Raw genomic sequence first — 14,561 nt, forward strand, 5'->3', positions numbered from 1 at the left:
CTTGCCCGTCCCTATACTAGTGGGAGATCCGGGTAGACCATCCAACTCGTGAACCACGGCACGTCCCGGACCGGGCCCGCCTGCAGGCCGCTGGAGACAGCTGCGGTGATACCGCTCACCGGCGGCTCCCCGGGATCTTCGGAAACGGCAGTGCTAGAAGAGCAGCTCCAGGGCCTCGGCCAACGTGGAGACCTCCCGGACCTTGAAGCCGGAGGGGACGTTTCCCGGTCCGTTCGGGGAAGCCGGAACGACGGCGTGCGTGAAACCGAGCCGTTCGGCCTCGTTGATCCGCCGTGCGATACCGGGAACCGGACGCACCTCCCCGGCCAGTCCGACCTCGCCGAAGGCTATGAGCTGGGCCGGCAGCGGTTTGTTCATTTTCGCCGACGCCACCGCCAGCGCCACTGCCAGGTCCGTGGCGGGCTCGCCAAGCTTCACGCCGCCTACGGTGGAGACGTAACTGTCATCCTTGGCCAGGCTCATGGAGGCGCGCTGCTGCAGAACCGCCAGGAGCATGGCAACGCGGGAGGCATCAACGCCGCTGGTGGCGCGGCGGGCCTGGGCATTTCCGGTTTCGGCGACCAGGGACTGGACCTCCGCGACCAACGGCCGCTTGCCCTCCAGCGTGACCGTGATGCAGGTGCCTGAGACCGGGTCCTTGGTACGCGAGACGAAGAGTCCGCTGGGGTCGGCGAGCCCTTCGATGCCGTCTTCGGTCAGGTCGAAGCAGCCCACCTCGTCCGTAGGTCCGTAGCGGTTCTTGACCGCACGCAGCAGCCGAAGCCTCGAATGCCTGTCGCCGTCGAACTGGCACACCACGTCCACCAGGTGCTCCAGCAGCCGGGGGCCGGCGATGGAGCCGTCCTTGGTGACGTGGCCGACCAGCAGGGTGGTCATGTTCCGGGTCTTGGCAGCGTTGATCAAAGACGCGGCCACCTCGCGGACCTGGCTGACGCCGCCGGCGCTGCCGTCCACGGCGCTACTGCTCAGGGTCTGGACGGAGTCGACAATGAGCAGCCCGGGGGAGACCTGCTCCACCTGGCCCAGGGCCTGGCTGAGGTCCGTTTCCGCGCTGAGATAGAGGTTCTCCGACACGGCGCCGATGCGCTCGGCCCGCAGTTTCACCTGCGCCGTGGATTCCTCCCCGGTGACGTACAGGACATCGCGGCCCAGTCCGGCGACGCGGGCGGCGACGTCGAGGAGCAGGGTGGACTTACCCACACCGGGCTCCCCGGCGAGCAGGATCACCGCCCCGGGAACCAGGCCTCCACCCAGGACGCGGTCCAGTTCGCCTACCCCGGTGGCCTGGTACGCGGCAGTGGTGGCGTCTACCTCGCCGATTCGCAGGGCCGGGCGGGCAACCACGGTGGCGGCGGTGGTCCGGGCCAGGACTTCGCCGGATTCCTCCACCGTTCCCCAGGCCTGGCACTCGCCGCAGCGTCCAACCCATTTGGCCGTCGTCCAGCCGCACTCCGAGCAGCGGAAGTTGGCGGTCTTGGGCCGTGCAGTCTTTGTTGCCATGGAATCAGGCTATCCCGCGGCACTGACACTTTTTTCCGGCGGCTCAGACCTCCGAGAGGTAGGTAACCGCCTCTTCGTGGGTGAGTCCGGTGGATTCCAGCAGGTCCACCACGAGGGGGCGGAAAAGCATGATGAGCGCGTCGCCCTGCAGATCCGTGATGCCCAGCGACTTCGGGTGCAGGCGGCTCCCCACCGCGGCCAGCTCGTTGCGGGCCTGGCGAAGGTGCCGGAGCCGGGTGTCCGGGCCTTCCCCGCCGCCCAGCGCGCGGGCCAGGACATTCACGGCATCGGCCGTCTCGTTCAGCACCTCCGACACGTTCTCAATGGCCTCGTCACCCAGCGACGCATGGTTAATGACCGACGTCGTCCGGCGGGCGAAAACCCGGCTGTTGCGGACCGCCAGGTCCAGATAGCCGATGGAGCCGCGCAGGTCTCCCAGTTCCGCCAGGTACCGCCGGTAGGCGGGCGAAATCCGGGCGACTTCCCGTGCATCCCGGACGCTGCGGGCCAGGGTGTCCAGCTGGGGCTGGGTGTTGCGGGCCCGGACCAGCGCATGCCAGGCAATGGTGGAATCGCTCTTGGCGATGGCTTCGGAACACTGGCGCAGCACGGCAGACAGTTCGTGCAGGAGCTCGCGGATGTTGGACTTCGGTTCCCGGCGTGGATCCCGCGGCGCCAGCATGGTCACCACGAGGGCAAAAACGCCGCCCACTATGGCGTCCACGCTGCGGGTGAACACACCGCCGTCCGGGGCGGGCAGGAGCACCACCAGCAGGGACTGCAGCCCCAGCTGGGTAGTGAAGATAACGCCGCGGTCCAGAAAGCGGGCCAGCATCACCGAGAGGAAAAGGACGACGGCGGCCTGGGCCAGGCCGTTGCCCAGCAGGGTGAGCAGGATTTCCCCAATGGTGATTCCCAGCGTGCAGCCGATTCCCACCTCCAGCACCCGGCGGGTCCGCGGTTCCCGGGAGAAGCCCAGGGAAATCAGGGCGGCCGTCGCGGCGAACAACGGGCCCTCGTGCCCGAGCACGTACTCGGCAAAGGCGTACGCTCCGACGGCGCAGATGGTCATTTGGAGGGCCGGCACCACGGAATTGCGGCTGCGCTGCAGCCCTACGCGGGCCCGGTTCTGCAGGAAACCCCGGCTTTTGGCGAAGGAGCTGCGTTGGGGCATGAAACCAGTCTAGGGGGAGCTGAGGGCAACCTGTATCCGGCGTTACATTCGGCGGCAACGGATGTTCTTCGGCTGCCCGGCGGGCGTTAACTTTCCGTTCACCTTGCTTCGCCACCCTTGAACAGGAACGTGCTGGAGGTTCCGCGTGCTCGACTGCTTTTCCGCAATCAGCTTCCCGGCGCATCCGCGCCGAATGAAACCCCTCGAAAGGGACACGATAGTGAAGGTTTTGAACCGCGCTGCATCCGTACTTTCAGTTTCACTTGTTGCCGCACTCGGCCTGGCCGCCTGCGGCACGGACAGCGCTGCACCCTCCGCGGCCCCGACTGCGGGGAGTTCGGAAAGTTCCGTCACGGGCACGCTTTCCGGTGCCGGTGCCTCCTCCCAGGATGCGGCCATGCAGGCCTGGATCGCCGGCTTCGGTGCAGCCAATCCGGAAGCATCGGTGCAGTATTCACCGGACGGCTCGGGCGCCGGCCGGGAAGCGCTGCTGGCCGGCGGCGTCCAGTTCGCCGGGTCCGACGCCTACCTTGATGATGAGGAAACCGCCGCGGCCGCCGAAGTCTGCGGACCCGACGGCGCCATCCACGTGCCGGTCTACATCTCGCCGATCGCCGTGGCCTTCAACCTTCCCGGCATAACGGACCTGAACCTCGACGCAGACACCATCGCAGCGATCTTCCGCGGCGAGGTCACCACGTGGAATGACCCGGCCATCGCCGCGCAGAACGAAGGAGTTGAGTTGCCGGACACCGCCATCACGGCGGTACACCGCGGCGACGAATCGGGCACCACCAAGAACTTCACCGAATACCTGGCCGAAGCAGCACCCGAAAAGTGGACGGATAAGGCATCAGGTGAATGGCCGGCCGGGCTGCCGAACGGGGAAAGCGCCTCCGGCACCGGCGGCGTTATTTCCACGGTGACTTCCACTGAGGGCGGCATCACCTATGCCGACGCGTCGGCAGCCGGCTCCCTGGGCAAGGTCAGCGTCAAGGTGGGCGATACCTATGTGCCGTTCAGTGCCGACGCCGCCGCCCTCGCCGTCGAATCCTCCACCCCGGTGACAGGGGAGGGTCGTCCGGAAGCAGATATGGCCATGGACCTGGACCGCGACACGGCAGAATCGGGTGCCTACCCCGTGGTGCTGGTGAGCTACCACGTGTTCTGCACCAGCTATGAGGACCAGCAGACGGTGGACCTGGTCCGTGCTTTCGGCGACTACGTGGTCAGCGACGAAGGCCAGGCTGCCGCGTCCGACGCCGCGGGCAGCGCGCCGCTCTCCGAGAGCCTGCGGAGCAAGGCCGAAACCGCATTGGAGTCCATCCAGGTGCGTTCCTAGCCCGACCGCCATCCTGCCCTCCCCGGGTCTCAGCACGGGGAGGGCAGGGGCCGCTCCGAGGCGGAGTCCCTACACTGATAAAAGAGTCTGCACGCAACGCATTTCGAAGGGTGAGTAGTGTCCAGCAAGTCCATAACGGGAGAAAGCGGCGCGGGCCGTGCCGGAGACAAGGTTTTCTCCGGCATTACGGTGACAGCCGGGTGCCTGATCCTGTTCGTCCTGTTCTGCGTGGCCGTTTTCCTGATGTGGCAGGCGCTGCCAACGTTCATGGCCGATCCGGCGGACATCTCCGGCGGCGGCGGGTTCGGACAGTACATCCTGCCACTGGTCATCGGAACGGTGATTGCCGCCCTGATCGCCCTGCTGATCGCCACTCCGGTGGGAATCGGCGTCGCCCTGTTCATCTCCCACTACGCCCCGCGGCGGCTCGCGCAGGGACTGGGCTACCTGGTGGACCTGCTCGCGGCCATCCCGTCGGTGGTCTACGGTGCCTGGGGCATGACAGTGCTGGCCCCGGCACTGGTGGGTCCGTACAACTGGCTGGCCGAAAACGCCGGATGGATTCCGATTTTCGCCGGTCCCGCCAGCCAGACCGGCAAAACCATGCTCACGGCCGGAATTGTGCTTTCCGTGATGGTGCTGCCGATCATTACCTCCCTTACCCGGGAGATCTTCCTGCAGACGCCCAAGCTGCACGAGGAAGCGGCCCTGGCCATGGGCGCCACGCGCTGGGAAATGATCCGGATGGCCGTTTTCCCCTTCGCCCGTCCCGGTGTCGTCAGTGCCGTCATGCTGGGGCTGGGACGTGCGCTGGGCGAAACCATGGCCGTGGCCCTGGTGCTCTCCTCCGGCGGCCTGATCGCCAGCCTGATCCGGCCCGGCAACCAGACCATCGCCGCCGAGATCGCCCTGAACTTCCCTGAAGCATTCGGGCTCCGGCTCTCGGAACTGATCGCTGCAGGACTCGTGCTGTTCCTGATCACGCTGGCGGTCAACATCATTGCCCGCTGGATCATCAGCCGTCACAAAGAATTCTCTGGAGCCAACTGATGCTCGATACAACCTCCGCCCTCAGCCGTCCCGGGTCCCTGCTGACCAAGAACAGGCTGCCCCGCTATACGCCTTGGGTCGTGCTGGCCGCTGCCTTGATCCTGGGGGCGGCACTGTCCGCCCTCATCGGCTTCTCAATCACGTCCTTCGCAATCTTCACCGCCGTGCTTTTCGTCATCGGCGGCACGGTTGCCACCTGGGTCGTGGAGGGCAGGCGGCATGCAGTGGACCGCCTCGCCACGAACCTGGTCTGCGGTGCCTTCCTGCTGGCGCTGCTGCCCCTGGTATCGGTGATCTTCACCGTCCTGGTCCGCGGGCTGCCCGGCCTCAGCCCGGATTTCCTGCTCACCTCCATGGGCGGCATGACCGGGGCCGTGGACAACGCCACGACGGAGAACGGGACAGCGGTCCTGGGCGGCGCCTACCACGGCATTGTCGGCACCCTGCTGATCACCTTCTGGGCGACGGTCATTTCGGTGCCCGTGGGCCTGCTCGCCGCCGTCTACCTGGTGGAATACAGCCGGGGCGGAACACTTTCGCGGGCCATCACGTTCTTTGTGGATGTGATGACCGGTATCCCCTCGATTGTGGCCGGCCTGTTTGCCGCCGCGTTCTTCGGGCTCGTCTTCGGGCCGGGCACCCGCACCGGATTCGTTGCCGCCGTCGCCCTCTCCGTGCTGATGATCCCGGTGGTGGTCCGCTCCACCGAGGAAATGCTCAAGATCGTGCCCAACGAGCTCCGCGAGGCTTCCTACGCCCTGGGCGTGCGTAAGTGGCGGACCATCCTGAAGGTAGTGGTGCCCACAGCGATTTCCGGCATTGCCTCCGGCGTCACCTTGGCGATCGCCCGCGTGATCGGGGAAACGGCACCCCTGCTGGTCACCGCCGGCTTCGTCAACACCATCAACTTCAACGCGTTTGCGGGCTGGATGAGCACGCTGCCCACCTTTATCTACCGGCAGTTGATGAGCCCCACCTCCCCGACCAACACAGATCCGAGTACCCAGCGGGCCTGGGCGGCAGCACTGATCCTGATCATCATGGTGATGCTGCTGAACCTGGGCGCCCGCCTGATTGCCCGGATCTTCGCCCCCCGGACCTCCCGCTAGCCCTGTACAGCGATTTACCGAGAAGGAAACCATGTCCAAGCGCATCGACGTCAAAGACTTGAATGTCTACTACGGCAATTTCCTTGCCGTCCAGGACGTCAACATCAACATTGAACCCCGCTCCGTGACCGCCTTCATCGGCCCCTCGGGCTGCGGCAAATCCACCTTCCTGCGCACCCTGAACCGGATGCACGAGGTACTCCCCGGCGCACGTGTCGAAGGTGAAGTGCTGCTGGACGGGGAGAACCTCTACGGCCCGGGCGTTGATCCGGTGACCGTCCGCAGCCACGTGGGCATGGTGTTCCAGCGGCCCAACCCGTTCCCCACCATGTCCATCCGGGACAATGTGCTGGCAGGCGTGAAACTGAACAACAAGCGCATCTCGAAGTCCGACGCCGATGACCTGGTGGAAAAGTCCCTGACCGGCGCCAACCTCTGGAAAGAGGTCCGTGACCGCCTGGACAAGCCGGGCTCCGGGCTCTCCGGCGGCCAGCAGCAGCGCCTGTGCATAGCCCGCGCCATAGCGGTGTCGCCGGAGGTGATCCTGATGGACGAGCCCTGCTCCGCCCTGGACCCCATCTCGACGCTGGCCATCGAGGACCTCATCGAGGAACTCAAGAGCGACTACACCGTGGTCATCGTTACCCACAACATGCAGCAGGCGGCGCGGGTGTCGGACAAGACGGCGTTCTTCAACATCGCCGGCACCGGCAAGCCCGGCCGGCTGATCGAATACGCCGACACTCCCGTCATCTTCAGCAACCCCGCCGAGCAGGCCACGGAAGACTACGTCTCCGGACGTTTCGGATAAGCGGCGGCTACAGGAGCGGACTGAGGGCCAGCAGCAGGATCCCGGCGAGCAGCGCGGTTATGGGCGCCGTGACCAGCCAGGTGACGAGGATTTCCCGCAGCGGGATGAAGCGGACGGTGGAAAAGCGCTGGTTGGTGCCGGCGCCGACGATGGCGGACGTCATGGTCTGGGTGCTGGAGAGCGGAATGTGCAGCCAGAGCGCACCAAGGAACAGCATCGCGGAGCTGACCGCCTGGGCGCTCATGCCCCGCAGCGGGTCCATCCGGACCAGCCGGTACCCCAGTGTGTGAGTGATCCGCCAGCCGCCGAAGAGCGTGCCGGCGGCCAGGGCCAGCGCCGCAAAGAGCTGCACCCAGAGGGGAATGTCGGTTTCAATTGTCTGCCCCGCGGCCAGCAGTGCAAGCACCACCACGGCCATGGTCCGTTGCCCGTCCTGGATTCCGTGCCCCAGGGAGAAGGCCGAGGTGAAGACGGACTGCGCTATCCGGTTTCCGGCGTCCCCGCGGCGCGGAGAGCTGTAACGCATCAGCCACGTGGCCGGAAAAACCAGCAGGTAGGCCAGTGCAAAGGCGATCAGGGGGGACAGCAGCAGCGGCAGGGCTATCTGCTCCCAGATCAACCGGTAGGACTCGGCTATGTTGTGCCCGCCCACCAGGGTTGAGGCCGCGCCGGAACCCACCAGCCCGCCCACCAGGGCGGACGTGGATGATGACGGCATCCGCCGCCACCAGGTCCACACCCCCCATCCGCACGCCGCCAGCAGCCCGGCAATCAGGATGCCGAGGCCCTCTGGCCCGGCCGGGAGATCCACAAACCGGACGGTCAGCGCCACGGCCAATGCGGTGCTCACCAACGCACCCAGGAGATTGAAGCCGGCGGCCAGCAGAATGGCCACGGTGGGGGTCAGCGCCCGGGTGCGGACGGAGGTGGCCACTGAGTTGGAGGCGTCATGGAAGCCGTTGAGGAAGGCATAGGCTCCGGCGAGCAGGACGACGCCGGCCAGGAGGAGGGTGGCCACCCTAGGATTCCCGGACGAGGACGCCGCCCACGAATGTGGCCGCCAAGCGCAGCTGCGCCGAGGTTCCCGAAAGCTGGTCGGCAAGGTCCCGGTGCCGGGCATAGGCCATTGGCTTGTACTCGCGCATCAGTTCCGCCACCCAGATCCGCCGGGACCGCTCGGCCCGGCGGGCCAGCCGGAGCATTTCGATCCAGTACTCTTCCAGGTCCTCCAGCGAAGCCAGCCGGCGCATGGCGGCGGCGGTCAACTCAGCCTGCCGGCCGATGACTTCCAGCTGCTCGGACGCCCGGCGGGACACCCCTGTGAGCTTGTAGAGGGAAATGGTTTCCGCTGAGGCGTCCAGGCACTCCATGGCGGACATCAGGAGCAGGGAAAGCTCGTACAGGTCTTCACGGGGGAGCGGGTTGATGAAGCTGGTCCGCATCTGCGTCATCAGTGCAAAGTGCAGATCGGTGGTTTCGGCATCGATCTGATGCAGCTGCTCGGTCAGCCGGTCGAATTCCTCCGGTTCTGCTCCGAGGATCTCCGCCAGCACGCTGGTGCCGCGCAGCAGTTGGGACGCCATCCGGGAAAGCAGCTCAAGCCCGGCATTCTCTTGGGGGAAGAGTTGAAGCTTCACGTTGGACGAACGTCGGCCGGGGAGGTAAGGGTGCTCACAGCCCCAAGAATATCCGATGGCGGGGCTGGAATTACGGGGACGCCCGCGAAAGAATCCCGCTGGGAACCAGCTGGGGAAAAGTAACGGTGCCGGACCGGGAGCGCCTCTCGGCGGAAGGCCGCTCGAAGCGGCTCAGAGTTGAAGCCCGGGGGTTCCGCAGTCCGACACCGATTTCAGTTTTCTACGCTCGGCCGGTGATGTCAACACGGCCCTGCAGGCCGGGGCGGCACTGTGCGGAGCGCCACTGTGGGGCTTGACACTGTGGGGCTTGACACTGTGCCCGCCGCGGCACGGCTAGTCGAGCTCTCCGCGCCGCCAGGCGGCCGCCGAGTGCTCCAGGTCCTCGGCCGTGTGCACCAGTTGGCGCGCGTTGCGGGTCAGCAGGGTGGCCCGGTCCCCGTTGGAGGCCTCCGAGGCATCGGCATGGTTGGCCTGGCCGAGGGCCACCACGCGGCAGAACGCGGCGAAACGCTCCAGCGCGACGTCGAAGTCACCCTCGAAGGCACCGGAAAGAATGGTGTCCGCCATGGCCCGCATTTCGTCCGCTCCGAGGGGCTCGGCTACTCCGGCGACTACCTTGGATACCTGGGCAACGTCTTTGCCTGCGGCGTAGTAGGCGGCGATCCGTTCAGGGTTCCGCTGGATGGACGCGCGGAGGGCATACAGGCGCCAGAGGGCGCCGGGCAGGGACCGGGCGGGGCTTTCAGCCCACATCTCGGCCACCGCTTCCACCCCCTGCTGGTCGGTCAGTTCCACGAGCCGGCGGGTGACTTCCGGATCGGTGCTCTCGCGGCCGTGGTGGACCAGCGCCTGGGCGGCAAGATGGGCCGCCTCCGAAACGCGTGCCGGATCGGCACCGCCGGGGAAATTGGCGAAGTCCACAGGTGCAAGAGGCTTTGGCTTGTGATGGCGCGGCGTTGAATTGGACTCACTCATACTGGAAGAATACTCCGGCACTTACGCGGAAATCGAGGCGGTCCCCGGGGTACCCTGCCGTGCTCCAGACCGGGGTTTTCCACGATCTGTGTGGTGTGCGATAAAGTGGGACAGTCGGTCCGCGCGCTGTCAAAAGCCGGGGCCGGTGGAGCGCCTATAGCTCAGTTGGTAGAGCAACGTCCTTTTAAGTCGTGGGTCGCAGGTTCGAGCCCTGCTGGGCGCACCGAACAGAAATGGCTTGCCTTCATTGAAGGCAAGCCATTCCTGTATCCGGCACCGCCGGGTTACGCCTCTTCCGCCGCTTTGCGCGCCGGTGCCGGAACCGGACGACGGCGGGCGGTATCGAACTTCATCAGCTTGTGGGTGCCGTCGCAGTACGGCTTGATGGCCGAACCGCCGCACCGGCACAGGGCAACGGTTTCCCGGTCACGGGGTACCGGAACCCCGTCAGGCGTGACAATTTCAAAGTCGCCGCGGACCAGCAGGGGACCGTTGGGGCAGGCCACGATCGAAGCGGGAGCGGCTCCTTCCCGTGTCTTCCACGCGTCGGCGACGTCCTGCTCCGCCTGGACGTCCGCTTGTTCGGCGTTCGCCTCCGTCAGTGCGGCCTGCGCGGCGTCCTTCTCATCTACGGGGCCGGCCGCCCGAGCCGTCACGGAGTTACTCCGTCGGCCGCTGCGGTTGCGGCCAGCGCTGCCTTGCCGCCGTCGTTCACCAGGGGAAGCAGCAGCGCGGATTCGCCCGCCTGCCAGGCATTCAGCTGGTCTTCGCCGAGCATCGCATCGATGGCCAGGACAGTTGCGGCGCCGAAAATGACGTCGGCGAGCAGATCGGGTTCAGCCTCGGCCAAGCCTCCGGCCAGGTCCCGTGCGGCAATCTGTTCGTGCACTGCATCCGCTTCCACATGCTCGTCGAAGTAGTAGGTGACATCGTCGCTGAACCCGTGCCGGCGGAACCCGCGGGCGTAGAACGAGTTGGGGATCGAGGACGTCATCTCAAACGCCGCCAGGTGCCCGGCAATGGCGCCGCGCAGCCGGCGGTTCAGTCCGAAAAGCGACATGGCGTTGGAGGATGCCAGGGTCAGGGCGGGAACCTGGTCAATGTAGTACCCGTAGCCGGAATCCAGGTCCAGGCCTTCCATGGTGGTGCCGAACAGCTTCGAGTGCATCCGCTCCACCCGCCCGCCGCCGTACTCATCGGCCTGGATTTCGACCAACGCCGCCTTTGCGCGGCCCACCGGCAGGCGCGGGATGGCCCAGCTGTGCGGATCCGCTTCCTTCAGTTGGTAGATCGAGCGCAGGATCAGGAACTCGCGAAGCTGTTCCACGCTGGCCTTGCTGGCAATAAACCGGGAGACGCTGGGGCTGTCGTCTTCGGCTGCCAGGCGGAAGAGGGTCTCCGCGACGGCTTCGCTTTCCGGTGCGGGCAGCTCGGGGACGGGCACCGTACGGCGCAGCACATCCTCGAAGGCGGCCTCCAGCCGTGCCCGCACGCGGATCAGCTCGGGATCCCACTCTGCCGCGTCTTCAACTCCGTCCAGTCCGCTGTAATGCAGCTCGTACAGGCAGAACAGGGCCAGCTGGAGGTCTTCGTCACGGAACAGGTCCGCAGTGGCAGCCAGTGCTTCGTCCACCAGCAGGTTCAAGGAACCGTAGGCGTTGGCATGACCTGTTCCGCCGCGGTTCTGGAGGAGGTCAATCAAGGTGGCGCTGACGGGCCCTCTCGGGGCGGGAATCTTCATTGCTTTCCTTACAACGCACTACAGGGTGCTTTTCCGGCGGGTTTCATGGGTTGGTTGGAACGAATCCAACCGTCAGCATACTTGGTGTGGCCCCGCGGGGCCTGTTTTGCCGGGCGGCCGGGGCCGGCATTGACCTTTGCCGCCGGGTTCGGTGCAATGGAGGCAAACGACAATACGCAGGAGGGTGGATATGCCCGGTACGGATCCTTCAACGGTTCTGCCGCTGCTGCTGCTGGCGGCAGTGCTGGTGGCCGGGTCTGCCGGTGTGGACCGTGCGCTTGGTACCCGGGACGGGGAAAACCTCTTCTGGGTCGGGTTCCCCGCGTTCCTGGGAGTGCTCCTGACCGCTGCCTGGGTGTTGGCTGCCACGTCGGCCGCATCGGCCGCCGTCGGAGCCGTTGTGGTGGCGGGCAGTATCGCAGCGGCGCTTTGGGTGGGGCGGCGGGACCGCCGTCGTCGCCGGAACCGCGAACGCCAACAGCTGGAGGCAGTTGTAAATGCCGCTGCCGCCCGGCACCGGGACGTCCTGGCCCGCTGGAGTGCCTATGAACTGGACCCCTGGCTCGCGGCGGAAAACCCGCAGTTGCTGGACCTGCGCACCCCGGAAACACGGACCTTTATCCGGGCGCTGAAGGTTGCCGAGCAGCTCCGCCCCGAAGCGGGAACCGCGGCGGAGGCTGCTGCCTACGCCGAAGCCGTCACCGTGCTGGAAGACTCGCTGCGACGCGCGGAAGCGACCGTTGACGGCGGGCGGGCGGCCTGACGGCGGGGACTGGACCGTGGTGGGAATGCGTGGCAGTCTCGGGCCATGACTAGCAAAGACATCAGTGTCACGCGCAATGAAGCGCTGAACCGGTACGAACTGCGGCTGGACGGCACCCTCGTGGGTATGGCCGATTATCAGGTGGAGCCGGACGGCGTCGCTTTGACCCACACGGAAATGGAGCCGGATTTCCGGCATCAGGGCTACTCATCACGTCTGGCCCGCTACGCCGTGGAGGACATTGTGAGCGGCGGGCGACGGGTCAAGCCGTACTGCTCCTACATGGCCGCGTACCTTGGCAAGCATCCGGAATACAGCCACCATGTGTCCTGGCCGCAGGAATAGCCGGAGCGGCAGGCCGCGCGTTAATTGAAGCTGGCTTCCCGCTCTGCATATGGGGGGAACGCAGAAGGGGAAGCCAGTTCCAACAGTATAATTCCATTTGTTCGGGTAAATCCAATCGAGGGGGGCCAAAATGGCGGTGTCTGCCAAGGCTTTCCAAAATTGGCGCACCGCAGTGGCTCCGGGTGAATCCAATGCGGACGTTTGCCGCCGGACGGGGATCAAGCGCTCCACCCTGGCCCAGCAGGTTGTCCGGGGCAAAGTAGCGGAGATTACCGTGGTCCGGGTAGCCCGGGCGTACGGGAAAAATCCGGTAGAGGCCCTTTCTGACTTCGAGGAGTACTCCGATCTGCTCGGCGGGCCGTGGCGGCCCAACCCCGCGGAACTCATCAGCCAGGTTTCCTACATCTGCATCCTGCAAATGATCCTGGCCAGGGCCACCCAGAGTGGACCCCCGGAATGCCCCGACCTTGCCAAGCATCCGCACCGGAACGCGATCCGTTCCTGGTTCGAGGCAGTAGACCCGGGGGACCTGCGCCAGCAGCTTAGCGCCCGGACCGGCGTTGCACCCCAGAATATTTCGGCCCAGCTTTCCGCGGCCCGGCTGGCACCTGAGCTGGCCGTGGAAGCTGCGCGGATTGCGGGCGCTTCGCTGCCGGGCGGCCTGGTGGCCACCGGGCTGGTCACGCCGGAGGAGGCCGGCTGGCCGCAGAAGGGCCAGCAGGAAGCTCTGGCTGCGCTCACCGATTCCGAACTCCTGTTTCTGGCCCGGGACCGCTTGGACGGGGCGGGAAAGCAACTAAGGAAGTTTGAACACGATGTGGAAAATGATCTAACGCTCTTGGAGAACCTGGGATGAATATAGCCTCCGCCATTCAGTTTGGCGCGCTGGCCGTTGTGGCTGTCTTTACCCTGGTTCGGCTGCCGCTGGCTATCCGGGGGCGCAATCCAATGCTCTTTTGGGGGCTCGCAGCTACCACCATCGGAGTTGCGCTGAGCATTCCGTCGATATACCTTCCCGTGGATGCTTTGCTGGGCGGAGCAAACCATGCGAACCTGATTCTCCGTTATGCGACCTACGGAGTTGTAGCGTTCATTGGCGGAAGTGCCGCTGCAGCCTTCCGGGCCCCCCAGGTGCGGCGAATCATTCTTGGGCTACCCGGACTCGTAGTGCTGGCTGCTACCGTCATCGCCACCACCGTGTTGTTCAGCATGTGTGAAATGCCTGTCTCTTCGCCGGGCCTCAACGGCTATATGCACCAGGAGCATGTCTGGGCCTACTCAGTGCTCGGGCGGATCTATCCCGCCTATATAGCCGCCTGCCTGATCATCCCCGCTTTCCGGGTTGCTGCGACCGCGAGGCGGCCGGCCCTGCTGCGGGTCGGATCGGCGTTGATAGGGGTTGCCCTTGCCGAGATCCTGATCTGGTCGGTGCTGTGGGTAACCGGACAGCAGACCGGTGTTTGGGACTATATCCTTCCGCATTCCTCGGTCATTGTTCTCACGGCGGGGCTCGCTGCCGTGGGCCTGTTCGGTATCGCCTCAAAAAAGAAGGAAAAGCAAAGCCTGCTGACTCCTTACTACACAAGATGACAATTAGGTAAAGTTGTTCACGATTTCATGTTTGTATGCCAGAATAATGAATATGTAACGTCCGCTGCCTGTGGGGGGTCAGCGTGAAGTTGCAACGAAGCCAGCGGCACTGCCGCTGGCTTCGTCATTTCCGGAAGTAACCGGTGCTGAAGGCAAAAGGCGGGACAATCATGGAACGGATCGGCGCCCCGCCTCTTGCCCGGGCTGCCTAGGTCGCATCCAGATCCGTCTCGAGAATCTTGGCCAGTTCCTCCAGGGCCGTTTCCGCACCCGCGCCGTCCGAGCGGAGCACCACCACATCTCCGTGCGATGCACCCAGGCTCATCAGGGAGAGCATGCTCGAGGCATCCATTGCCTCTTCGGCGGGTTCCCCTTCCATCGCTATGGTCACGTCGACGGGCTGGGCCGCTGCCGCTTCCGCGAAGATCGATGCCGGCCGGGCATGGAGTCCCACCCTGCTGGCCACTGTGGCTTTGCGTTCTGCCATTTTTCGTTCCTTCCGT

At 65.5% G+C, this 14,561-nt stretch carries 16 protein-coding genes and 1 tRNA gene; 9 read left to right on the top strand and 8 right to left on the bottom strand.

Features of this window, described 5'->3' with window-relative positions:
* Positions 1–153: 153 nt before the first annotated feature.
* Both radA and N2L00_RS00565 read right to left on the bottom strand, forming a co-directional pair.
* Positions 154–1,521: a DNA repair protein RadA gene (gene radA / locus N2L00_RS00560; protein ID WP_255765603.1), complete on the bottom strand. Its 1,368-nt coding sequence runs from the start codon at positions 1,519–1,521 to the stop codon at positions 154–156.
* A 43-nt stretch (positions 1,522–1,564) separates the two neighbouring features.
* Positions 1,565–2,695, bottom strand: a complete 1,131-nt coding sequence (locus N2L00_RS00565; RefSeq protein WP_255765604.1) for an aromatic acid exporter family protein — start codon at positions 2,693–2,695, stop codon at positions 1,565–1,567.
* Positions 2,696–2,888: 193 nt separating this feature from the next.
* Between N2L00_RS00565 and pstS the strand changes: the two genes are divergently transcribed.
* The 4 genes from pstS (at position 2,889) to pstB (ending at position 7,007) form a co-directional block, all read left to right on the top strand.
* Complete coding sequence (gene pstS, locus N2L00_RS00570; RefSeq protein ID WP_255862168.1) at positions 2,889–4,037, top strand: phosphate ABC transporter substrate-binding protein PstS; 1,149 nt, start codon at positions 2,889–2,891, stop codon at positions 4,035–4,037.
* 117 nt (positions 4,038–4,154) lie between these two features.
* Complete coding sequence (gene pstC / locus N2L00_RS00575; RefSeq protein WP_255765606.1) at positions 4,155–5,087, top strand: phosphate ABC transporter permease subunit PstC; 933 nt, start codon at positions 4,155–4,157, stop codon at positions 5,085–5,087.
* A complete protein-coding gene (gene pstA, locus N2L00_RS00580; protein WP_255862167.1) occupies positions 5,087–6,196 on the top strand; it encodes a phosphate ABC transporter permease PstA in 1,110 nt (369 codons plus the stop codon). Before pstC ends, pstA begins: the two co-directional genes overlap by 1 nt.
* Positions 6,197–6,227: 31 nt before the next feature.
* Positions 6,228–7,007 carry a phosphate ABC transporter ATP-binding protein PstB gene (pstB, locus tag N2L00_RS00585; protein ID WP_229951410.1) on the top strand — a complete coding sequence of 260 codons (780 nt, stop codon included), beginning with the start codon at positions 6,228–6,230 and terminating at the stop codon, positions 7,005–7,007.
* 7 nt (positions 7,008–7,014) lie between these two features.
* Here the strand turns inward: pstB and N2L00_RS00590 are convergent, their stop codons facing one another.
* From N2L00_RS00590 to N2L00_RS00600, 3 genes are all read right to left on the bottom strand, one after another.
* Positions 7,015–8,025 carry an inorganic phosphate transporter gene (locus N2L00_RS00590; RefSeq protein ID WP_255765608.1) on the bottom strand — a complete coding sequence of 337 codons (1,011 nt, stop codon included), beginning with the start codon at positions 8,023–8,025 and terminating at the stop codon, positions 7,015–7,017.
* A gap of 1 nt (position 8,026) precedes the next feature.
* A complete protein-coding gene (locus tag N2L00_RS00595; protein WP_255765609.1) occupies positions 8,027–8,644 on the bottom strand; it encodes a DUF47 domain-containing protein in 618 nt (205 codons plus the stop codon).
* Positions 8,645–8,977: 333 nt separating this feature from the next.
* Positions 8,978–9,619 (bottom strand): hypothetical protein, encoded by a 642-nt coding sequence (locus N2L00_RS00600; RefSeq protein ID WP_255765610.1) that lies wholly within the window; start codon positions 9,617–9,619, stop codon positions 8,978–8,980.
* Between the two features lie 150 nt (positions 9,620–9,769).
* On the opposite strand from N2L00_RS00600, the gene N2L00_RS00605 reads away from it, so the two are divergent.
* Positions 9,770–9,842: transfer RNA gene (locus tag N2L00_RS00605), tRNA-Lys, on the top strand.
* Between the two features lie 61 nt (positions 9,843–9,903).
* Here N2L00_RS00605 and N2L00_RS16190 read toward each other — a convergent pair.
* Together N2L00_RS16190 and N2L00_RS00615 are read right to left on the bottom strand one after the other, a co-directional pair.
* On the bottom strand, positions 9,904–10,275 hold the full coding sequence (locus N2L00_RS16190) for a CDGSH iron-sulfur domain-containing protein (protein WP_374676590.1): 372 nt from the start codon (positions 10,273–10,275) through the stop codon (positions 9,904–9,906).
* Positions 10,272–11,360, bottom strand: a complete 1,089-nt coding sequence (locus N2L00_RS00615; protein WP_255862166.1) for an iron-containing redox enzyme family protein — start codon at positions 11,358–11,360, stop codon at positions 10,272–10,274. The genes N2L00_RS16190 and N2L00_RS00615 overlap by 4 nt, the downstream gene beginning before the upstream one ends.
* A gap of 190 nt (positions 11,361–11,550) precedes the next feature.
* Here N2L00_RS00615 and N2L00_RS00620 point away from each other — a divergent pair, with 190 nt between their 5' ends.
* The 4 genes from N2L00_RS00620 (at position 11,551) to N2L00_RS00635 (ending at position 14,058) form a co-directional block, all read left to right on the top strand.
* Positions 11,551–12,123 carry a hypothetical protein gene (locus N2L00_RS00620; protein WP_255862165.1) on the top strand — a complete coding sequence of 191 codons (573 nt, stop codon included), beginning with the start codon at positions 11,551–11,553 and terminating at the stop codon, positions 12,121–12,123.
* Positions 12,124–12,168: 45 nt separating this feature from the next.
* Positions 12,169–12,468, top strand: a complete 300-nt coding sequence (locus N2L00_RS00625) for a GNAT family N-acetyltransferase (RefSeq protein ID WP_255765613.1) — start codon at positions 12,169–12,171, stop codon at positions 12,466–12,468.
* 130 nt (positions 12,469–12,598) lie between these two features.
* Positions 12,599–13,324, top strand: a complete 726-nt coding sequence (locus tag N2L00_RS00630; protein ID WP_255765614.1) for a hypothetical protein — start codon at positions 12,599–12,601, stop codon at positions 13,322–13,324.
* Positions 13,321–14,058, top strand: coding sequence for a hypothetical protein (locus N2L00_RS00635; RefSeq protein WP_255862164.1), 738 nt, complete (start codon positions 13,321–13,323; stop codon positions 14,056–14,058). The genes N2L00_RS00630 and N2L00_RS00635 overlap by 4 nt, the downstream gene beginning before the upstream one ends.
* A 208-nt stretch (positions 14,059–14,266) precedes the next feature.
* Here N2L00_RS00635 and N2L00_RS00640 read toward each other — a convergent pair whose 3' ends face one another.
* Positions 14,267–14,545, bottom strand: coding sequence for an HPr family phosphocarrier protein (locus N2L00_RS00640; RefSeq protein ID WP_255765616.1), 279 nt, complete (start codon positions 14,543–14,545; stop codon positions 14,267–14,269).
* Positions 14,546–14,561: the final 16 nt, after the last annotated feature.

The organism is Arthrobacter sp. zg-Y1171 (assembly GCF_025244845.1).
In the GTDB taxonomy this organism is placed as follows: domain Bacteria; phylum Actinomycetota; class Actinomycetes; order Actinomycetales; family Micrococcaceae; genus Arthrobacter_B.